The 19,886-nt window shown below is 72.3% G+C and carries 21 protein-coding genes; 11 read left to right on the forward strand and 10 right to left on the reverse strand.

All coding sequences use genetic code 11. The annotated features are described in order from the left end of the window. The first annotated feature begins 17 nt into the window (after positions 1-17). The 3 genes from JKV81_RS23850 to JKV81_RS23860 all read left to right on the forward strand — a co-directional run bounded on the left by JKV81_RS23850 (position 18) and on the right by JKV81_RS23860 (position 2,129). A complete protein-coding gene (locus tag JKV81_RS23850; RefSeq protein ID WP_202077708.1) occupies positions 18-1,031 on the forward strand; it encodes a hypothetical protein in 1,014 nt (337 codons plus the stop codon). Between the two features lie 93 nt (positions 1,032-1,124). Next, the gene (locus tag JKV81_RS23855) at positions 1,125-1,415 is read left to right on the forward strand and encodes a YiaA/YiaB family inner membrane protein (protein WP_031099588.1); all 291 of its coding nucleotides are present in this window, start codon (positions 1,125-1,127) and stop codon (positions 1,413-1,415) included. Positions 1,416-1,499: 84 nt separating this feature from the next. After that, a complete protein-coding gene (locus tag JKV81_RS23860) occupies positions 1,500-2,129 on the forward strand; it encodes a TetR/AcrR family transcriptional regulator (RefSeq protein WP_099178099.1) in 630 nt (209 codons plus the stop codon). 30 nt (positions 2,130-2,159) lie between these two features. Here the strand turns inward: JKV81_RS23860 and JKV81_RS23865 are convergent, their stop codons facing one another. Next, positions 2,160-2,621 (reverse strand): MaoC family dehydratase, encoded by a 462-nt coding sequence (locus JKV81_RS23865; RefSeq protein ID WP_124279564.1) that lies wholly within the window; start codon positions 2,619-2,621, stop codon positions 2,160-2,162. A gap of 156 nt (positions 2,622-2,777) precedes the next feature. Here JKV81_RS23865 and soxR point away from each other — a divergent pair, with 156 nt between their 5' ends. Continuing rightward, the gene (gene soxR, locus JKV81_RS23870) at positions 2,778-3,251 is read left to right on the forward strand and encodes a redox-sensitive transcriptional activator SoxR (protein ID WP_129261647.1); all 474 of its coding nucleotides are present in this window, start codon (positions 2,778-2,780) and stop codon (positions 3,249-3,251) included. 40 nt (positions 3,252-3,291) lie between these two features. Here the strand turns inward: soxR and JKV81_RS23875 are convergent, their stop codons facing one another. Further along, positions 3,292-3,903: a hypothetical protein gene (locus JKV81_RS23875; RefSeq protein WP_202077710.1), complete on the reverse strand. Its 612-nt coding sequence runs from the start codon at positions 3,901-3,903 to the stop codon at positions 3,292-3,294. A 222-nt stretch (positions 3,904-4,125) separates the two neighbouring features. Here JKV81_RS23875 and JKV81_RS23880 point away from each other — a divergent pair, with 222 nt between their 5' ends. Beyond that, complete coding sequence (locus tag JKV81_RS23880; protein WP_202077712.1) at positions 4,126-6,954, forward strand: penicillin acylase family protein; 2,829 nt, start codon at positions 4,126-4,128, stop codon at positions 6,952-6,954. Between the two features lie 50 nt (positions 6,955-7,004). Here JKV81_RS23880 and JKV81_RS23885 read toward each other — a convergent pair whose 3' ends face one another. Beyond that, the gene (locus JKV81_RS23885; RefSeq protein ID WP_202077714.1) at positions 7,005-8,273 is read right to left on the reverse strand and encodes an exo-beta-N-acetylmuramidase NamZ family protein; all 1,269 of its coding nucleotides are present in this window, start codon (positions 8,271-8,273) and stop codon (positions 7,005-7,007) included. Between the two features lie 172 nt (positions 8,274-8,445). Between JKV81_RS23885 and JKV81_RS23890 the strand changes: the two genes are divergently transcribed. From JKV81_RS23890 to JKV81_RS23905, 4 genes are all read left to right on the forward strand, one after another. Beyond that, positions 8,446-9,210, forward strand: coding sequence for an SDR family oxidoreductase (locus JKV81_RS23890; protein ID WP_129261641.1), 765 nt, complete (start codon positions 8,446-8,448; stop codon positions 9,208-9,210). Beyond that, positions 9,207-10,874, forward strand: coding sequence for an AMP-binding protein (locus tag JKV81_RS23895; protein ID WP_129261639.1), 1,668 nt, complete (start codon positions 9,207-9,209; stop codon positions 10,872-10,874). Before JKV81_RS23890 ends, JKV81_RS23895 begins: the two co-directional genes overlap by 4 nt. Before the next feature lie 38 nt (positions 10,875-10,912). Beyond that, positions 10,913-11,506 (forward strand): TetR/AcrR family transcriptional regulator, encoded by a 594-nt coding sequence (locus JKV81_RS23900; protein WP_099177967.1) that lies wholly within the window; start codon positions 10,913-10,915, stop codon positions 11,504-11,506. Between the two features lie 237 nt (positions 11,507-11,743). After that, positions 11,744-13,060 (forward strand): M28 family metallopeptidase, encoded by a 1,317-nt coding sequence (locus tag JKV81_RS23905; RefSeq protein WP_202077716.1) that lies wholly within the window; start codon positions 11,744-11,746, stop codon positions 13,058-13,060. A gap of 42 nt (positions 13,061-13,102) precedes the next feature. Here JKV81_RS23905 and JKV81_RS23910 read toward each other — a convergent pair whose 3' ends face one another. The 3 genes from JKV81_RS23910 to JKV81_RS23920 form a co-directional block, all read right to left on the reverse strand. Further along, entirely contained in the window at positions 13,103-14,317 is a 1,215-nt protein-coding gene (locus JKV81_RS23910) for an acyl-CoA dehydrogenase family protein (protein ID WP_202077718.1), read from the reverse strand. A gap of 7 nt (positions 14,318-14,324) precedes the next feature. Further along, positions 14,325-15,347, reverse strand: coding sequence for a phosphotransferase family protein (locus JKV81_RS23915; protein ID WP_129261633.1), 1,023 nt, complete (start codon positions 15,345-15,347; stop codon positions 14,325-14,327). A 119-nt stretch (positions 15,348-15,466) separates the two neighbouring features. Then, positions 15,467-15,808, reverse strand: a complete 342-nt coding sequence (locus JKV81_RS23920) for a winged helix-turn-helix transcriptional regulator (protein ID WP_129261631.1) — start codon at positions 15,806-15,808, stop codon at positions 15,467-15,469. A 118-nt stretch (positions 15,809-15,926) separates the two neighbouring features. Between JKV81_RS23920 and JKV81_RS23925 the strand changes: the two genes are divergently transcribed. Continuing rightward, complete coding sequence (locus JKV81_RS23925) at positions 15,927-16,577, forward strand: NADPH-dependent F420 reductase (RefSeq protein WP_202077720.1); 651 nt, start codon at positions 15,927-15,929, stop codon at positions 16,575-16,577. A 36-nt stretch (positions 16,578-16,613) separates the two neighbouring features. Continuing rightward, complete coding sequence (locus JKV81_RS23930; RefSeq protein WP_124279575.1) at positions 16,614-17,549, forward strand: NADP-dependent oxidoreductase; 936 nt, start codon at positions 16,614-16,616, stop codon at positions 17,547-17,549. A gap of 55 nt (positions 17,550-17,604) precedes the next feature. Here the strand turns inward: JKV81_RS23930 and JKV81_RS23935 are convergent, their stop codons facing one another. Genes JKV81_RS23935 through JKV81_RS23950 form a run of 4 tightly spaced genes read right to left on the reverse strand, consistent with a single transcriptional unit; the run spans position 17,605 to position 19,745 of the window. Beyond that, positions 17,605-17,922, reverse strand: a complete 318-nt coding sequence (locus JKV81_RS23935) for a DUF202 domain-containing protein (protein ID WP_129261627.1) — start codon at positions 17,920-17,922, stop codon at positions 17,605-17,607. Then, the gene (locus JKV81_RS23940) at positions 17,919-18,314 is read right to left on the reverse strand and encodes a YidH family protein (protein WP_124279577.1); all 396 of its coding nucleotides are present in this window, start codon (positions 18,312-18,314) and stop codon (positions 17,919-17,921) included. The genes JKV81_RS23935 and JKV81_RS23940 overlap by 4 nt, the downstream gene beginning before the upstream one ends. Continuing rightward, positions 18,311-18,841 carry an NUDIX hydrolase gene (locus tag JKV81_RS23945; protein WP_129261625.1) on the reverse strand — a complete coding sequence of 177 codons (531 nt, stop codon included), beginning with the start codon at positions 18,839-18,841 and terminating at the stop codon, positions 18,311-18,313. The genes JKV81_RS23940 and JKV81_RS23945 overlap by 4 nt, the downstream gene beginning before the upstream one ends. Then, positions 18,828-19,745, reverse strand: coding sequence for a DMT family transporter (locus JKV81_RS23950; protein ID WP_129266886.1), 918 nt, complete (start codon positions 19,743-19,745; stop codon positions 18,828-18,830). Before JKV81_RS23950 ends, JKV81_RS23945 begins: the two co-directional genes overlap by 14 nt. Between the last annotated feature and the right edge of the window lie 141 nt (positions 19,746-19,886).

Below are 19,886 nucleotides of genomic sequence, written 5' to 3' on the forward strand. Positions count from 1 at the left end.
CGGAGGGGGAAGCAGGGATGACCGGACGACGGGTCAAGGCGGCCGGGGGAGCGCTCGTCCTGGCGCTCACGGCCGGCGGGCTGATCTGGGGGCTCGGCCTCCGGGGCGACGACTCCGGGGAGGAGCCCGCCGACACCTGCCGGGGAGCCCTGGCGGCCGAGGAGGCAGAGACGTTCTTCGGCGGCGCCGAGCTGGAGTTCGGCGGTCACACCGCGGAATGGGTGGGCCAGGAGACCGAGTACTGCGCGGCCTGGGCCCGGGGCGAGGAGGCCGGCGGCGTACAGCTCAAGCTGAACATCCGTCCGTCGGCGGCCCATCGGTCCAGTGGCGCGGCGGAGAACGCCTCGGCGACGCCGATCGGATTCGGCTGGAACGGCTCCTTCGCCGTCTCCGACCAGCCCAGGGCCGGGGTGCTCGTCGACTGCGCCCCGCTGCCCGGCAAGGGCCTTCTCGTCCTGGCCGAGGCGCGCCAGGACATCGAGGAACTCACCGACGCCCAGGTGCTCCAGGTGGCCCGGTTCGCCACCGAGTCGGCCCGCCGCGCGGCGAAGCGCTTCGACTGCGAGGGGGATCTGGGCCGGCGCCCCTCGGCCGTCGACCGTTCGCCGTGGCAGACCCGCCCCGTCGCGGAGGCGGAGGGCACCTGCCGCGACGTCGTCCGCCCGCAGGACGCGGACCGGCTGCGGCTCACGACGGTGTCGGAGAAGCCCGCCGGGCGCGCGCTCACCGAGGAGTGCTCCGTCACCCTCCCGGACGAGGACCACCATGTCCGGCTGACCGCCTACTACGGGCCCTCCGCGGAGCAGGAGAGGTACCTGGACGGCCGCTATCCCGGCAGCGTGACGGGTGCCGTCATGGAGTCCCACCTCTGCGACGGTGCCCTGTGGGTCGCGTACTTCAAGTTCGAGGAGTTCCCGAGGCCGGACCGTGAGAAGGGGGTGCGCTCCACGGTCGGCCACCAGGACGCGGAGCGCCTGCTGGCCGCCTTCGCCACCGCCTCCGGGGCCCGGCACGGGTGCCCGGTCCCCTGACGCACCGCCGGGCCCACGGGCAACCGCCGATGAGTACCGGCTGAGTACGCCGACGGATACCGGTGGGCGCCACCGCGCCGGATGCTGTGTCCCATGAGTGAGACAACATCGGTCAAGCAGCAGAGCACCGCCGCCTTCTACGGACAGGCCGTCCTCTCCTTCGGCGTGGCCATGGGTGCGGTGGCCCTCGGCATCTTCTTCCTCGACGCGGACGCCTGGGTGCGGGCCTTCCTCGCCATCGGCGTCCTCTATCTCGTCACCTCGTGCTTCACCCTCGCCAAGGTCATCCGGGACCGGCAGGAGGCGGGGCAGATCGTCAGCAGGGTCGACCAGGCCAGGCTGGAGAAGATCCTCGCCGAGCACGATCCCTTCCAGAAGCTCTGACGGTCTCACCCCCCGAGCGCTCTAAGCGCTTGCTCAGGTTCGCGGTATGGTGTTCGTCCTGCCAGCGGAAAGGGGCACGTGGCGATGAGCACGGCGGAGGAGACCGACGGCGACAACACGCCGTGGAGCGAGGTCACGCCCGAGGCGGCGAGGCGGCTGCTCCTCGCGGCCGTCGAGGCCTTCGCGGAGCGTGGCTACCACGCCACCACCACCCGTGACATCGCCGGCCGGGCGGGGATGAGCCCGGCCGCGCTCTACATCCACTACAAGACCAAGGAAGAGCTGCTCCACCGGATCAGCAGGATCGGCCACGACCGGGCCCTGCTCCTCCTGGAGACGGCCGCGGACCAGGACGGTACGGCCTCCGAGCGGCTCGCCGACGCGGTCCGGTCCTTCGTCAGCTGGCACGCCGAGCGGCACACCACGGCCCGGGTCGTCCAGTACGAGCTGGAGGCCCTCGGCGAGGAGCACCGGGCCGAGATCGTCGCCCTGCGCAGGCGGAGCGACGCCGCGGTGCGCCGGATCATCGGCGACGGCGTCCGGGCCGGCGAGTTCGACGTACCGGACGTCCCTGGCACCACGCTCGCCGTGCTGTCCCTCTGCATCGACGTGGCGCGCTGGTTCAACGCCCAGGGCAGCCGGACGCCCGAGGAGGTCGGCACCCTCTACGCGGACCTCGTCCTGCGCATGGTGGGCGCCACCCCGAAGCAGTGACCCCCGGGGCGGCCCCGAAGCGGTGACGGATCAGAAGTAGTAGCGCGACACCGACTCGGCGACGCACGCCGGCTTGTCGCCGCCCTCGCGCTCGATGGTCACCAGCGCCGTCACCTGCACGCCGCCGCCCGCCTCCTCGACGTCCTTGAGCACGGCCGTGGCGCGCAGCCGCGAGCCCACCGGGACGGTCGAGGGGAAACGGACCTTGTTGGTCCCGTAGTTGATGCCCATCTTCACGTTCTCGACCTGGAGGATCTGCGGGACGAGCACCGGCAGCAGCGACAGCGTGAGGTAGCCGTGCGCGATCGTCGTTCCGAACGGGCCCGCCGCGGCGCGCTCCGGGTCCACATGGATCCACTGGTGGTCGCCCGTGGCCTCGGCGAACTGGTCGATCCTCTTCTGGTCGATCTCCAGCCAATCGCTGTGACCGAGCTCCTGGCCCACCCCGTCCCGCAGCTCCTGTGCGGACGTGAAGATCTTCGGCTCTGCCATGTTCCTGGTCCCTGCTTTCCGGCGGTCGGTCGCCCCCAGGGGCGATGTCTAAGCGCTTGCTCAGCATGGTTGGGCCGCGCGTCCCTGTCAACGACGGACCGGCCGGGTTTTCGAAGCGGCGGCAGCGGCCGAGGTGCGGCCACTAGGGTTGGGGGAGTGCCACAGATTCCGCAGACATGCCAAGAACTCACCGTCGGCCAGCTCTCCGCCCGTAGCGGAGCCGCGGTGTCCGCCCTGCACTTCTACGAGTCCAAGGGCCTGATCAGCAGCACCCGCACCAGCGGCAACCAGCGCCGCTACACCAGGGACGCGCTGCGCCGGGTGGCATTCGTCCGGGCGGCGCAGCGGGTGGGCATCCCGCTCGCCACCATCCGGGAGGCGCTGGCCGAACTGCCGGAGGAGCGCACACCGAACCGCGACGACTGGGCCAGGCTCTCCCGGGCGTGGCGCTCCGAGCTGGACGAGCGCATCAAGCAGCTGGGGCGGCTGCGCGACCACCTCACCGACTGCATCGGCTGCGGATGCCTGTCGCTGGAGACCTGCGTGCTGTCCAACCCCGACGACGTGGCCGGCGAGCGGATGGCCGGATCGCGGCTCATGCCCGAGCGAGGAGCCCGGAGCCGCTCCTGAGCGCGCACCGGCTCCGGCGGGTCCCCTCCACGCGCGCCCCTCAGGCCGCCGACGCCAGGGCCCTCGTCCGTACTCTTCTCGCCTCGGCCAGCGCCTTCGCCGTCAGGACGGGCCGCGGGACCACGATGCCGCAGCCGGTGCAGACCGGCCCGGTCCACGGCTCGCGGTCCAGGTCCTGCCGCCAGATGATCCCGGTCCCCGCGCAGACCGGGCACGCGGCGCCCGGCTTCGCGCCCAGGGCGGCGATCAGTCGTCCCAGCACCTCGGCCAGGGGGGCGCCGGGATGGACCTCCGGGTCCTCGCAGTGCGCGATCCCGTTGCCGCCCCAGGTCCGCCGGTGCCAGTCGTCGAATGTTCCGGGCCGCCGCAGCCCGTCGTGCTTCTCGCGGCGCCGCCGCTCGGCGAAGCCCGCCTCGTACGCGAGCCAGACGGCCCGCGCCTCCTCCAGTTCCTCCAGCGCGCGGATCAGCCGCGCCGGGTCGGGGGCCCGGTCCTCGGGCTCGATCCCGTGCCGGGCGCACAGATGATCCCAGGTCGCCCGGTGACCGTACGGGGCGAACCGCTCCAGGCATTTGCGCAGCGAGTACCGCCGCAAAGCCAGATCGCCCCGTGGATCGCGGACCTGTCTCGCAAGACTCCGGAAACCGGCCATGGCACTGCCACCTCCGTCGCTCGTACTTCGGCGTTATGGGATGGACGTACGACTGCCCGATTCGGCTCCATCCAAGGGTGAAAGCGTCCACGGACCGAGACGGCCCCTGTGGGGCGGCGTGTGCCGGGGTGTGGTGATTCGGAAAAAGTGACTGATGTTCATCTTACGGACGGGGCGTACCGCCAGTAACCTCCGGCGCATCGGCCACCCGGAGGAGCACGCATGCCCCCACGCACCCGCACGCTCAGAGCCGCCACAGTCGCGGCTGTTCTCGCTCTCGGTACATCCCTGCTCGCCACGGCGCCCGGCGCCGGAGCGGCGGAGCCGAAGCCCCTCGCCGTCACCGACCACTGCGCAAGCCAGTGCGCGGACATCCTGCCGCCCGGCGAGAACGGCAACGCCACCCTCGTCGAGATCCTCGGCAACAAGGCGTTCGGCACGCACCCCGCGCACAGCGACGACCAGCTCGACCGCTACAACGGCCTGGTCGCGGGGCATACGGGCCTCACCGACCAGAAACTGACCGACTTCTTCAACGACGCCTCCTTCGGGGTCGCCGCCGACCAGGTCGAGTCCGTGACGAAGCCGCGTGAGGACGTCACGATCACCCGCGACAAGAAGAGCGGCGTGCCGCACATCAAGGGCACCACCCGCTACGGCACCGAGTTCGGCGCCGGTTTCGCCGCCGGGCAGGACCGGCTGTGGCTGATGGACCTCTTCCGGCACATCGGACGCGGCCAGCTGACCTCGTTCGCCGGCGGAGCGCTGGCCAACCAGGGCCTGGAGCAGCAGTTCTGGCCGCAGGCCCCGTACACCGAGGCGGACCTCCAGGCCCAGGTCGAGCGGATCAGGACCACCGAGGGCGCCCGCGGTGAGCAGGCGATGGCCGACGCGCAGGCCTACGTCGACGGGATCAACGCCTACCGCGAGAAGTCCAAGAAGGGCCGCTACTTCCCGGGGGAGTACGTCCTCACCGGGAAGATCGACTCCATCACGAACATCGGCGAGATCCAGCCGTTCGGGCTGACCGACCTGATCTCGATCGCCTCCGTCGTCGGCGGACAGTTCGGCGGGGGAGGCGGCGGTGAGGTCCAGGCCGCGCTCTCGCTGCTCGCCGCCCAGCAGAAGTACGGCGTCGAGGAGGGCACCCGGGTCTGGGAGTCCTTCCGCCAGCGCAACGACCCCGAGGCGGTCCTCACCGTCCACGACGGCACCTCGTTCCCGTACGCCGGCAAGCCCGACAAGGCCCGGGGTACGGCGCTTCCCGACGCGGGATCCGTCACACCCGAACCCCTGATATACGACCGCACCGGCTCGGCCGGCACGAACAAGAAGGCCCCCGTCGACGCGCCGGCCGCCCTCGAACCGCTCCAGGGCATGTACGACGACGGCGTCATCCCCGAGGGCTCGCTGCCCGGCTCCGGCGACGGCGCCCAGAAGCGGGGCATGTCCAACGCCCTGCTGGTGTCCGGCAAGGCCACCGCCAGCGGCAACCCGATCGCCGTCATGGGCCCGCAGACCGGCTACTTCGCCCCGCAGCTGATGATGCTCCAGGAGCTCCAGGGCCCCGGCATCAGCGCCCGCGGTGTCTCCTTCGCCGGGGTCGGCATGTACATCCAGATGGGACGCGGCCAGGACTACGCCTGGAGCGCCACATCGGCGGCCCAGGACATCACCGACACGTACGCCGTCGAGCTCTGCGAACCCGACGGCTCCGCGCCCACCAAGGACTCCACGCACTACCGCGTCGACGGCGCCTGCACGGCCATGGAGAAGCTGGAGCGCACCAACTCCTGGAAGCCCACCGTCGCCGACTCCACCGCCAAGGGCTCCTACCGGATGCAGGTGTGGCGCACGGACTACGGCATCGTCACCCACCGCGCCACGGTCGGCGGCAAGCCGGTCGCGTACACCTCGCTGCGCACCACCTACCGCCACGAGGCCGACTCGATCATCGGCTTCCAGCTGCTCAACGACCCGGCGTACGTGACGGACGCGGCCTCCTTCCAGCAGGCCGCCAGTCACATCGACTACGCCTTCAACTGGTTCTACGCGGACTCCCGCACCACCGCCTACTACAACAGCGGCATGAACCCCGTGCGCGCGGCCGGGGTCGACGCCGCGCTGCCGGTCAAGGCCGAGAAGGCGTACGAGTGGAAGGGGTACGACCCGGCGGCCAACACCACCGACTACACCCCGTTCGCCGAACACCCGCACTCCAGCGGCCAGGACTACTACATCTCCTGGAACAACCGTCAGGCCAAGGACTACTCCACCGCCGCGTTCGGCTTCGGCGCCGTGCACCGTGGCGACCTGCTCGACGACCGGGTCTCCGCACTGGTCGAGGAGGGCGGGGTGACCCGCGCCTCCCTCACCCGCGCCATGGAGGAGGCCGCTCTCACCGACCTGCGCGGCGAGCAGCTGCTGCCCGAGCTCCTGAAGGTGCTGCGCTCCCAGCCGGTCACCGACCCGGCGCTGAACGCCGTGGTCCAGCAGCTGGACTCCTGGCGGGCCGCCGGTGCACAGCGCAAGGAGACGAGCCCGGGCTCGCACACGTACACGCACGCGGACGCCGTCCGGATCATGGACGCGTGGTGGCCGAAGCTGGTCGAGGCGGAGTTCCGCCCCGGTCTGGGTGACGGCCTCTACGACGCGTTCACCGCGAGCCTGGCCACCGACGAGTCCCCGGCCGCCAGCCACGGGCCGAGCGGGGCGCACAGCGGCTCCGCCTTCCAGTACGGCTGGTGGGGCTTCGCCGACAAGGACCTGCGCCAGGTCCTCGGACAGCCCGTCAAGGGGCCGCTGGCCAGGACGTACTGCGGCGGCGGCGACCTGAGCGCCTGCCGCTCCGCGCTGCTCGGCACCCTGAAGGAGGCGGCCGCCGTGCCCGCCGCCGAGGTCTACCCGGGGGACGACAGCTGCAAGGCCGGTGAGCAGTGGTGCACCGACGCGATCGTCCACCGTCCGCTGGGCGGGATCTCGCAGAAGTCGATCCACTGGCAGAACCGTCCGACCTACCAGCAGGTCGTGGAGTTCCCCTCGCACCGCTGAGTCCGGGCGACGGGCCCCTTCCGCCGCACCCGGCGGAAGGGGCCCCACGCTCACCGGTACAGCAGGTACTCCCGCCGCACCTTGCGGAACGCGGCGAGGTCGGCCGCCCAGGCGCCCACCACCTCGTCGGTGTCCGCGCCCGCGTCGATCATCGTGCGGACCCGGGTGTTGCCCGAGAGCCGGTCGATCGCGTTGTCCGCGCGCCACGCGAACCCGCTCCACGTCCGCTTCGCCGTGACCAGCAGGCCGATTCCGGTGCGTACGGGGTCGAAGACCTTCCGGTCCTGGACGTGCACCTGCACCCCGCCCACCGTCTTCCCCTCGAACTTGGAGAACGTCGGCGCGAAGTACGCCTCGCGGAAGGCGACCCCGGGCAGCTCCAGGGCGTTCGCGGCGGCCGCCCACCGGTGGTCGATGCCCTCCGCGCCCAGCAGCTCGAACGGCCGTGTCGTCCCCCGGCCCTCGGAGAGGTTCGTCCCCTCGAACAGACAGGTCCCCGAGTAGACCACCGCGGTCTCCGGCGTCGGCATGTTGGGACTCGGCGGCACCCACGGCAGGCCCGTCGCGTCGAAGAAGTCCTCACGGCGCCACCCGGACATCTTGACGACGTCCAGCTCCACCGGACGGTCGGCCAGGAACTCCGCGTTGAAGAGCAGCGCGAGCTCCGCCACCGTCATCCCGTGCGCCTGGGAGATCTCCCGGCGCCCCACGAAGGACGCGAAGGCCCGGTCGAGCACGGGCCCCAGTGCCGCCCGCCCGGTGACCGGATTCGGCCGGTCCAGGACGACGAACCGCTTGCCCGCGAGCGCGGCCGCCTCCATGCAGTCGTACAGGGTCCAGATGTACGTGTAGAAGCGCGCCCCGGCGTCCTGGATGTCGAAGACCACCGTGTCCACACCGGACGCCGTGAAGATGTCGGCGAGCGGCTGCCCGCTCTTCAGATACGTGTCGTAGACCGGCAGCCCGGTCGCCGGGTCGTCGTACCGCCCCTCCGAACCGCCCGCCTGCGCCGTCCCCCGGAAGCCGTGCTCCGGGCCGAAGACCGCGGTCAGGTCCACCCGGTCGTCCGGGTGCATGACGTCGACGATGTGCTCCACGTCGGTGGTGATGCCGGTCGGGTTGGTGACGATCCCCACCTTCTGCCCGGCCAGCAGCCGGTAACCGTCGGCCGCCAGCCGCTCGAAGCCGGTACGCACCCCGCCCCGCCCGGCCCCGTGCTCCCGGCCGGCCGCGACGGCCGTCCCCGGTGCGGCAGCGGTCGTCGCGAGGGCCCCCATCGCACCGCCGACCGCCAGCAAACCACGCCTGGACAGGGTCATCCTGCTACCTCCATGATCGCGTCGACCGTCATGGTCACGCACGCTAGCGCGGGCACCGGCCATACGGAACGCCCCTGACCGGGCAGATTCCCGGTCCTTCCCCGGACCCCTTCCCCGATCACATACCGACTGGTTAGTCTGCCGTGGAAGACGGCTGAGAGAGGCGGGACCGATGAGTACGGTGCAGGGCGCTGGCGTAGTGGTGACGGGAGCCGGAGGCGGCATCGGGGCCGCCCTCGCCCGGAGATTCGCCGCGGAGGGTGCCCGGGTCGTCGTCAACGACCTGGACGCCGCCCGGGTCGAGGCGCTGGCCGAGGAGATCGGCGGCACGGTCGTGGCCGGCGACGCCTCCACCGTCGTGGACGCCGCGCGCGACGCGCTCGGCGGCACGGTCGACGTCTACTGCGCCAACGCCGGCCTCGCCTCGGGCGGGGACGCCTTCGCCGAGGAGGACGTCTGGGCACGGGCCTGGGACGTCAACGTGATGGCGCACGTCCGCGCGGCCAAGGCGCTGCTGCCCGACTGGCTGGAGCGCGGCAGCGGCCGCTTCGTCTCCACCGCGTCGGCGGCCGGCCTGCTGACGATGATCGGCGCGGCCCCGTACAGCGTCACCAAGCACGGGGCCGTCGCGTTCGCCGAGTGGCTCTCGCTGACCTACCGGCACCGCGGCATCAAGGTCCACACGATCTGCCCCCAGGGCGTGCGTACGGACATGCTCACCGCGGCCGGCTCCGCGGGCGAGCTGGTGCTCGCCCCCACCGCGATCGAGCCGGAGGCCGTCGCCGAGGCCCTGTTCGACGCCATGGAGCAGGACCGCTTCCTGGTCCTGCCGCACCCCGAGGTGGCCGGCTACTACCGCGCCCGCGCCAAGGACCCCGACCAGTGGATCGGCAACATGAACCACCTGCAGCAGAAGTGGGAGGCGGCCGGAGCATGACCGAGTCGATCTACGCGGCGAAGCCCTGGACGGCCCTCCTCAGCGAGGCCCAGCTCGCCCCCGTCCACCCCGCCGAGACCGTGGTGCACGCCTTCCGCGCCGCCGTCGGGCGGGCCCCGGACCACACCGCGCTCGCCTACTTCGACGGGCGCCTCACCTACCGTGACGTGGACGCGCTGTCCGACTCCGTGGCGGGGCACCTGGCCGCCGAGGGGCTGCGGCGCGGCGACCGGGTCGCGATCATGCTCCAGAACACCCCGCACTTCGTGCTCGCGCTGCTCGGCGCCTGGAAGGCCGGCGCGACCGTCGTCCCGCTCAACCCGATGTACAAGTCCGGCGAGGTCGGCCATGTGCTGAAGGACGCGGAGGTGACCGCGCTGATCTGCTCCGACCGGGCCTGGGAGGCCTATCTGCGGGCCACCGCCGAGGCCGCGCCGAGCGTGACGATCGCCCTCACCGCCTGCGAGCTCGACCTCCAGTCCGCCGACGACCCGCGGGTGCTCGGCTTCGAGCGGCTCCCCGCGCCCGGCGCGGACGCGTGGGCCCGCGATCTGGTGGAGGTGGCCCGCCGCGGGCTGCCCGCCCCCGGGGACCGGGAGCTCGCCGCCTCGGACACCGCCCTGATCAGCTACACCTCCGGGACGAGCGGCACCCCCAAGGGAGCCATGAACTCCCAGGGCAACATCATGGTCAACGCCGAGCGCCAGCGGGCCGGCCACCCCATCGAGGAGGGGGCGTCCTACTTCGCGCTCGCCCCGCTCTTCCACATCACCGGCATGGTGTGCCAGCTGGCCGCCTGTATCGCCAACGCGGGCACCCTGGTCCTCGCGTACCGCTTCGAGGCGAGCGTCGTCCTGGAGGCCTTCGCGGAGCACCGGCCCGCCTACACCGTGGGCCCGTCGACCGCCTTCATGGCGCTCGCCGCGCACCCGGACGTCACCCCGGAGCACTTCGCCTCCTTCAAGGTGATCTCCTCGGGCGGCGCGCCGCTGCCTCCCGCGCTGGTCGAGAAATTCCGCGAGGGCTTCGGCCCGTACATCCGCAACGGCTACGGGCTCACCGAGTGCACCGCGCCCTGCGCCTCCGTACCGCCGGAGCACGAGGCCCCCGTCGACCCGGTCTCCGGGACCCTGTCCGTCGGCGTCCCGGGGCCCGACACCGTGGTCCGCATCGTCGACGAGAAGGGCGACGACGTGCCCTTCGGCGAGCAGGGCGAGATAGCCGTACGCGGCCCCCAGGTCGTCTCCGGCTACTGGAACCTCCCCGAGGCCACCGAGGCCGCCTTCCCGGACGGAGAGCTGCGCACCGGGGACATCGGCTTCATGGACGCCCAGGGCTGGCTGTACGTCGTCGACCGCAAGAAGGACATGATCAACGCCTCCGGCTTCAAGGTCTGGCCCCGCGAGGTGGAGGACGTGCTCTACACCCACCCCGCGGTCCGCGAGGCGGCCGTCGTGGGCGTGCCGGACGCCTACCGCGGAGAGACCGTACGGGCCTACGTCAGCCTGCGGCCCGGGGCGGAGACGGAGCCCGCGGAGCTCAGCGCGTACTGCAAGGAGCGGCTGGCCGCCTACAAGTACCCGCGCGAAGTCGAGATCCTGGCCGAACTCCCGAAGACGGCGAGTGGGAAGATCCTCAGGCGGGAACTGCGTTCCCCCCGTTAGAACAGTTCACGCACGGTACGAGAGGACAGGTGGCGGCAATGGCCAAGGCGACGGACGGGAACGGTACGCCCGTCCCCCAGAGGCTGCTGGCCGCCGCCACCCGGCTCTTCGCGGAACGCGGCTACGACCGCACCTCCGTCCAGGAGATCGTCGAGGCGGCGGGCGTCACCAAGGGGGCGCTCTACCACTACTTCGGCTCCAAGGAGGACCTCCTCCAGGAGGTCTACGCCCGGGTGCTGCGGCTCCAGCAGGAGCGGCTCGACGCCTATGCGAACGCCGAGGCGCCGATCGAGCAGCGCCTGCGTGACGCGGCGGCGGACGTCGTGGTCACCACCATCGACAACCTCGACGACGCCTCGATCTTCTTCCGCTCGATGCACCACCTGAGCCCGGAGAAGAACAAGCAGGTCCGGCTGGAGCGCCGCCGCTACCACGAACGCTTCCGCGCCCTGATCGAGGAGGGCCAGAAGGCCGGGGTGTTCTCCACCGCGACCCCGGCCGACCTGGTCGTCGACTACCACTTCGGCTCGGTCCACCACCTCTCCACCTGGTACAGCCCGGAGGGTCCGCTCAGCCGCCAGGAGGTCGCCGACCACCTGGCCGACCTGCTGCTGAGGGCACTGCGCCCCTGAGGCCCCGGCGGCGTCCGCCCGGCCGGCGGCAGGGTCATGCCGGCCCCCGGGACCGTCTGACGGCGCTCGTATCTCCGATATGCGGACAGGTCTGTCCGAATCCCGCTCTTGACGGTACGCGGCCATCCCCGCCAGCATCGGTCGCGCACCGCGCACCGCCCGCTCCAGGCCCCGGTCGTGCACGGCCGGGGACCCCCGCACGTTCCGTCAGTCCCCGAACGGAATCCGGAGCCCCCGATGAGCCCTGCCCGTCCCAGATCCCTCTCCGTCGCCGCGCTCGCCGTCGCGGCCCTCCTGGCGGCCGCCGCCCCCGCGGTCCAGGCCGCGCCCACCGCCGAGGCCGCCCTCGCCGCGGCGCCCGACATCCCGCTCGCCAACGTCAAGGCGCACCTCACCCAGCTCCAGTCGATCGCCACCGCCAACAGCGGTAACCGGGCCCACGGAAGGGCCGGTTACAAGGCGTCCGTCGACTATGTGAAGGCCAAGCTGGACGCCGCCGGATACACCACGGCGCTCCAGCAGTTCACCTCCGGCGGGGCCACCGGGTACAACCTGATCGCCGACTGGCCGGGCGGCGACCCGAACAAGGTCCTCATGGCCGGCTCCCACCTCGACTCGGTGACCTCCGGTGCCGGCATCAACGACAACGGATCGGGGTCGGCCGCCGTGCTGGAGACGGCCCTAGCGGTCTCCCGGGCCCAGCTCGCGCCCGACAAGCACCTGCGGTTCGCCTGGTGGGGCGCCGAGGAGCTGGGGCTCGTCGGCTCCAAGTACTACGTCAACAACCTGGCCACGGCCGAACGTTCCAAGCTCGCGGGCTACCTCAACTTCGACATGATCGGCTCGCCGAACCCCGGCTACTTCGTCTACGACGACGACCCGGTCATCGAGCAGACCTTCAAGGACTACTACGCGGGCCTGTCCATACCCACGGAGATAGAGACCGAGGGCGACGGCCGCTCCGACCACGCCCCGTTCAAGAACGCGGGAGTCCCCGTGGGCGGGCTCTTCTCAGGCGCCGACTACACGAAGACGAGCGCCCAGGCCCAGAAGTGGGGCGGAACGGCCGGCCAGGCCTTCGACCGCTGCTACCACTCCTCGTGCGACACGACGGCCAACATCAACGACACGGCCCTGGACCGCAACAGCGACGCGATCGCGCACGCCGTCTGGACCCTGTCCGCCGGCACCACCACCCCGCCGACCGGCACCGTGTTCAGCAACACCGCCGATGTCGCCGTGCCCGACAACGGGGCGGCCGTGACCTCGCCCGTCTCCGTCACCGGCCGTACGGGCAACGCCCCTTCGGCCCTCAAGGTGGCCGTCGACATCAAGCACACCTACCGCGGTGACCTCGTCGTCGACCTGCTCGCGCCCGACGGCACCGCCTACCGGCTGAAGAACTCCAGCGGCAGCGACTCGGCCGACAACGTGATCGCGACCTACACCGTCAACGCGTCGAGCGAGACCGCCAACGGCACCTGGAAGCTCCAGGTACGGGACGTCGCCGCGCAGGACACCGGCTACATCGACAGCTGGGGGCTCACCTTCTGACCGGGCCGGGGAGGCGGCCGGCCGCCGCCTCCCCGGACGGGATCAGAGGTACTTCTTGATCTCGCGCCGCGCCAGCGACCGCTGGTGCACCTCGTCCGGTCCGTCCGCCAGCCGCAGCGTCCGTGCCGACGCCCAGAGTTCGGCCAGCGGGAAGTCCTGGCTGACCCCGCCGGCGCCGTACAGCTGCACCGCCTGGTCGAGGATGCCGACGACCGCGCGCGGGGTGGCGATCTTGATCGACTGGATCTCGGTGTGGGCACCGCGGTTGCCCACGGTGTCCATCAGCCAGGCGGTCTTCAGCACCAGCAGCCGCAGCTGCTCCACCGTCACCCGGGCGTCCGCGATCCAGTTCTGCACGACGCCCTGCTGGGCCAGCGGCTTGCCGAAGGCCGTACGGGCCACGGCCCGCCTGCACATCAGCTCGATCGCGCGCTCGGCCATCCCGATCAGCCGCATGCAGTGGTGGATCCGGCCCGGACCCAGCCGCGCCTGGGCGATGGCGAAGCCGCCGCCCTCCTCGCCGACCAGGTTCGCCGCCGGCACCCGTACATCGGTGAACACGACCTCGGCGTGGCCGCCGTGCGAGTGGTCCTCGTAGCCGTACACCTGCATCGCGCGGCGCACCTCCAGGCCCGGGGTGTCGCGCGGGACCAGGATCATGGACTGCTGGCGGCGGATGTCCTCGCCGTCCGGGTCCGTCTTGCCCATCACGATGAAGACGGCGCAGTCCGGGTTCATCGCCCCGGAGATGTACCACTTGCGCCCGTTGATGACGTAGGAGTCGCCGTCCCTGGTGATCCGGGTCTCGATGTTCGTCGCGTCGGAGGAGGCCACCTCGGGCTCCGTCATCGCGAACGCCGAGCGGATCTCACCCGCCAGCAGCGGCTCCAGCCACTGCTTCCTCTGCTCCTCCGAGCCGAACTGGGAGAGCACCTCCATGTTCCCGGTGTCCGGCGCCGCGCAGTTCAGCGCGGTCGGCGCCAGGTGCGGGCTGCGGCCGGTGATCTCGGCCAGCGGGGCGTACTGGAGGTTCGTCAGCCCGGCCCCGTACGCCGCGTCGGGGAGGAAGAGGTTCCACAGGCCCTGCCGGCGCGCTTCCGCCTTGAGGTCCTCGACGATCTGCGGGGTGTCCCACGGGGACGCCAGCCGCGCACGCTGCTCCTCGGCGACCTCCTCGGCCGGATACACGTGCTCGTCCATGAACGTGAGCAGCCGGGTGCGCAGCTCTTCGGTACGGGCGTCGAATGCGAAGTCCACGGGGTGATCAGCCTTCCTGGAGGGTGGTGAGGCCGTGCGCGATGAAGACCGGGACCAGATCGCCGATGCGGTCGAAGCCGGCGCCGACGGTCTGGCCCAGGGTGTAGCGGTAGTGGATGCCCTCCAGGATCACGGCGAGCTTGAACCACGCGAAGGCCGTGTACCAGGAGATGGCGGAGGTGTCACGGCCGGAGCGGGCCGCGTAGCGCTCGATCAGCTCGGCGGGGCCGGGATGCCCCGGGGCGCCGCTCGTCGTGGAGACGGGTGACTCGGGCAGGCCCAGGTCGGAGCTGTACATCACGAGCAGACCGAGGTCGGTGAGCGGGTCGCCGAGCGTGGACATCTCCCAGTCCAGGACCGCCTTGATCCGGTCGTCCCGGCCGATCAGCACGTTGTCCAGGCGGTAGTCGCCGTGCACGACGGTGGGGGCGGGGGAGACGGGGAGCTCCCGGCCGAGCGCGGCGTGCAGCTCGTCGATGCCGGCCAGCTCGCGGTTGCGGGAGGCGTCCAGCTGCTTGCCCCAGCGCCGCAACTGCCGGTCCAGGAAGCCGTCCGGGCGCCCGAAGTCGCCGAGCCCGACGGCCGCCGGGTCCACGGCGTGCAGGTCCACCAGGGTGTCCACCAGCTCCAGCACGACGGCCCTGGTGCGCTCGGCGCCCAGCGGGGCGAGCTGGTCGGCGGTGCGGTACGGCGTCCCCTCGACGTACTCCATGACGTAGAAGGGCGAGCCGATGACCGCCTCGTCCTCGCAGAGCAGGAGCGTCTCCGGCACCGGGACCGCCGTAGGGTGAAGGGCGCTGATCACCCGGTGCTCGCGCTTCATGTCGTGCGCGGTGGCCAGCACATGGCCCAGCGGAGGTCTGCGCACGACCCACTGCCCGGACCCGTCGGTGACGATGTACGTGAGGTTCGAGCGGCCGCCCTCGATGACGCGGGCCTCCAGCGGTCCGTTCACCAGCCCCGGCCGCTCACGGTCGAGATGGCCGCGCAGCAGGTCGAGGTCGAGACCTGGCGGGTGGACTGGGCTCATGGGGCGCACCTCCGGGGCGGTTGAACGGTCGGGACCATGATGCCGACCAGTCGGTATGTCGTCCAGTGCCCTCCCGGAATCCGGGCAGTGATCTCCGGCTCCCCGCCCCCGCCCCGAGGTCAGTCGTCCCAGCCCTGCGCCTCCACGAAGGCGTCCCCGTACGTGGCGGACCAGCGGCCCAGCGCCTCGATCGGCTCCAGCAGCGTCCGGCCGAGCGCGGTCAGGGAGTACTCCACACGCGGCGGCGCCTCGGCGTACGCCCGGCGCTCCACCAGCGCGTACTCCTCCAGCCTGCGCAGCGTCTCGGTCAGCACCTTGGCGCTGATGCCCCCGATCTCCGCACGGAGCTCACCGGGCCGGCGCGGGCCCGCCCCGAGCGCGTACAGCACCACCGGATTCCAGGTGTTGCCCAGCAGATCGAAGCCGAGCCGCGCCCGGCAGTCGGCGAGCAGCCGGTCCATGACGTCCCCTTTCCCCGCCCGTCGGGCACCGAACGGTGCGCAACGGTTTCCCTAACGTCCCCTTCGGCACGGAACACGCAGCACGACGCTACGTGACGGGCTTCCGGAGGAGAGGGACATGCGCATCGGCATCATCGGGACCGGCAACATGGCGGACGCACTGGGCGGCCGGTGGGCCGCGGCAGGCCACCGCGTGCTCTTCGGGGGCCGCTCCCCGGAACGGGCCAGGGCCCTCGCGGACCGCACCGGCCAGAGCGCCGGCACCCTCCGGGACGCGGCCGGCTTCGGCGACGCGGTCCTGCTCGCCCTGCCGTACGACGCGGTGGCGGGCGTCCTGGCGGCGCTCGGCGCGGACGGGGGAGCGCTGCGCGGCCGGGTGCTCGTCGACTGCACCAACGCCGTCGGCCCCGGCTTCCGGCTCACCACCGGCACGGGACCGGGCGCCGCCCGTACGATCGCCGACGCCACCGGAGCACGGGTCGTCAAGGCCTTCAACCACCTGCCCGACGCGGTGTGGCGGCGGCCCCCGCCCGCCTTCGCCGAAGGGCCGGTCGCCGTCCCGCTGTGCGGGGACGACCCGGCGGCCCTGGAGACCGTCGCGACCCTGGTCCGGGACCTCGGCTGTGTGCCGCTGCCCGTGGGCGGGCTCGACCGGGCCGCGTACCTGGAGGCGACGACCGCGTTCCTCATCGGCCTCTGGCACTCCGGCCACGACCCGCGGTCGCTGCTGCCGCCCTTCCATGCGGTCACGGCCCCGGACCGGGGCTGAGTTGCGGGGACCCCGGCCCGCCCCGATCGTCGGAGGATGAAGGCGATCAGCTACAGCAGGTACGGCTCGGCCGACGTCCTGGAGTACGGCGAGCGGCCCGACCCCAAGGTCGGCCCGGACTCGGTCCTGGTGAAGGTGCGCGCCGCGGCCGTGAACCCCGTCGACTGGAAGGCCCGTGAGGGCTACCTCCAGGCGGGGCTGGAGGCGGTGTTCCCCGTCATCCCCGGCTGGGACGTCTCCGGGGTCGTGGTCCAGCCCGGCGCCGCCGTGGACGAGTTCGCGGTGGGGGACGAGGTCATCGGCTACGTACGCGAGGACTTCCTCTCGCGCGGCACCTTCGCCGAGTACGTCGCCGCCCCCGTGCGGACCCTCGCCCGCAAGCCGCTCAGCCTGAGCTTCGAGGAGGCGGCGGGCCTTCCGCTGTGCGGCCTCACCGCCCACCAGGTGCTGCACCGCGTCCTCGGGGTGCAGGAGGGCGAGACCGTCCTCGTCCACGCCGCCGCCGGAGGGGTCGGTTCGCTCGGGGTGCAGCTCGCCCGGCACGCCGGCTGCCGGGTCATCGGCACCGCGGGACCCCGCAACCACGACTACGTACGCAGGCTCGGCGGTGAACCCGTGGAGTACGGCGAGGGGCTGGCCGCCCGGCTCCGGGAGCTCGTCCCCGAGGGCTTCGACGCGGCCTTCGACACCGTCGGCGGGGAAGCGCTCCGGATCTCCGCCGAGACCCTCGCACCCGGCGGCCGGCTCGCCTCCATCGCCGACGCCGAGGTCTTCTCCTACGGCGGGCGCTACGCCTTCGTACGGCCCGACGCCACGGACCTCGCCCACCTCGCCGGACTCGCCGAGCAGGGCATCGTCTCCGTGCACGTGGACCGGGTCTTCCCGCTGGAGGAGGCCGCCGACGCCTACCGGCTCAACCAGGAAGGCCGTACCCGGGGCAAGATCGTCGTCTCCGTGCCCTGGGACGACTGAGCGGCCACCCCGCCCGCACGCGCGGCCAGGCCAGGTCACGTCAGGTCAGGTCAGGTCAGAACAGCGTCGCGACGGCGAACACCGCGAGCGCGACCGTGCACGCGGCCGCCGTCAGCGCAAGGCGCGGCGACAGCGCGGCGGGCGGCCGGGCCGACCCCATGCCCGTCACCCGGCGGTGCGCCACACCGAGGAAGCCGAGCCAGGCCAGCAGGCTCAGAGCGACCGCGACCACCCCGGCCGCGGTCGCCCCGGCGTGCAGGGACTGCCGGAACGCGAGCAGGGCCACCACCGTGCACGACAGGGTGGTGCGGCGCCAGGCCAGCCGGGTCCGCTCGGGCTGGAGACCGGGATCGCGCCCGGCGGCGGTGGTCACCGGCCCTCCCAGCCGAACAGGACCACCACCACCATCGCGACGGCCACCACGGCGACCACGAGGCTGAGCAGCGCCGGGAAGTGCGACACCGGCAGATCCTCCCCGCGCCGCATCGCCCGCTCGCACCGCACCCAGTGGTTGACGGCCCGCAGCGCGCAGAGCACCCCGGCCGCCAGCAGCCCGAGGGCCAGCCCGGCGCGGACGCCCCAGGCCAGCTCCGGGAGGAACTGGTCGACGGCGAAGCCGCCGCCGATGAGGGCGAGGGCCGTCCGGATCCAGGCGAGGAAGGTCCGCTCGTTGGCGAGGGAGAAGCGGTAGTCCGGGGTGTCGCCCTCCTCGCGGATCCGCTCCGGGGCGAACCACAGCCGCAGCCCGCGTACGAACCCGCTCACGCGGTGGCCCCCGCCGTGTCACCCGCGCGGTACGCCCGCAGCCGGTGGTACGTCTCCAGCCCGTCCGGCACCCATGTCCAGCCGCCGAGCCGCTCCTCCAGCTCGGCGTCGGTCAGGAAGGTGTGCCAGGCGACCTCCTCGGCCTGCGGCCGCACGGGCAGCTCGCAGCGCACCTCGTACACGTACGACCACCAGCTGTGCCGGGGGCTCTCGTAGAGGTACTTGAAGAGGGGCGTGGGGCGGGGGAGGCCCGAGACCCCCAGCTCCTCCTCGGCCTCCCGGAGCGCCGCCGTGTCGTACGACTCGCCCGCGCCCACGACCCCGCCGACGAACATGTCGTGGTGCGAGGGGAAGACCAGCTTCGTGGGCGTCCTGCGGTGCACGAAGAGCCGGCCCGCCGGGTCCCTGGCCTCGATGAAGACGCAGCGGTGGCGCAGGCCGCGCGCGGTGGCCTCGCCACGCGGCGCCTGCCCCACCACCTCGTCGTACGCGTCGACGATGTCCAGGATCTCGTCAGCCGGAGTCATGGGGTCCATCCAACATCAACCGGTCCGCGGCCGTGGAACCGTGCCGCTCCTTGCCCTCCGGCATCGCCGGGTGCAGCCCCAGCAGCACGATCCCGGCCACGATCGCCGCCAGCCCGGCCGCCTGCCAGGCCAGCGCCCCGGTGTCGGTGCGCACCTGGTCGCCGAGGAACCCGATCCCGCAGAGGATCCCCGCCAGCGGCTGCGCGGCGGTCAGCGCCGGCAGGGACATCCTCAGCGGCCCCGCCTCGAACGCGCTCTGGACCAGGATCAGCCCCGTCACCCCCAGCACGAGCACGGTGTACGGCTGCCAGCCCGTCAGCAGCGCCGTCCAGCCGTCGTCGGCCAGCCGTTCCCCGCTGAGCCTGGTCAGGGCGTCCTGGAGCCCGTAGAGCAGCCCGGCCGCCAGACCGAGCAGGACGGGCGTCCCCCGGGTCCTGGGGTGCCGGGCACTGGCCGTCAGGACCACGGCGAGCCCCGCCACCACCCCGATCACCAGCCAGTGCCGCAGGGGAGAGGTCACCGCCTCGCCGCCGCGCGGCTCACCGGCCAGCAGGAACGCGGAGACGCCGCCGGCCAGCAGGCAGAGGCCTCCCCAGCCCTGCCGGCCCAGCGTCTGGCCCGTGCGGTGACGCGACAGGGCCATCGCGAAGAGCAGATTGGTCGCCAGCAGCGGCTCCACGACCGACACCTCGCCCTGGCCGAGGGCAAGGGCCCCGAGGACCATCCCGCAGACCATCAGCCCGAGCCCGGCCAGCCAGCTCGGCACCCGCATCAGGTCGAGCAGCAGCCGGGGCGAGAGGAAGTCGCTCAGGGGCGCGCGGCGGGCGGCGTCCTGCTGGAGGACGAATCCGAAGCCCAGACAGCAGGCGGCGCCCACGGACAGCAGGAGTACCAGCACCGACACGGTCCGACGATAGCCCGGCGGACGTACGGGATCGGTGAGGGCGAGGCCGACCGGACGGTTGACGTGGGCGCGGCCCGTACCGAAGATCTGACCCACAAGTAACTTCGCCCGCCCCCGCCCGCCGCTGCCCCGCACCGCCCG

This window comes from Streptomyces silvae (assembly GCF_016745505.1).
GTDB classification, from domain to species: Bacteria; Actinomycetota; Actinomycetes; order Streptomycetales; family Streptomycetaceae; genus Streptomyces; species Streptomyces silvae.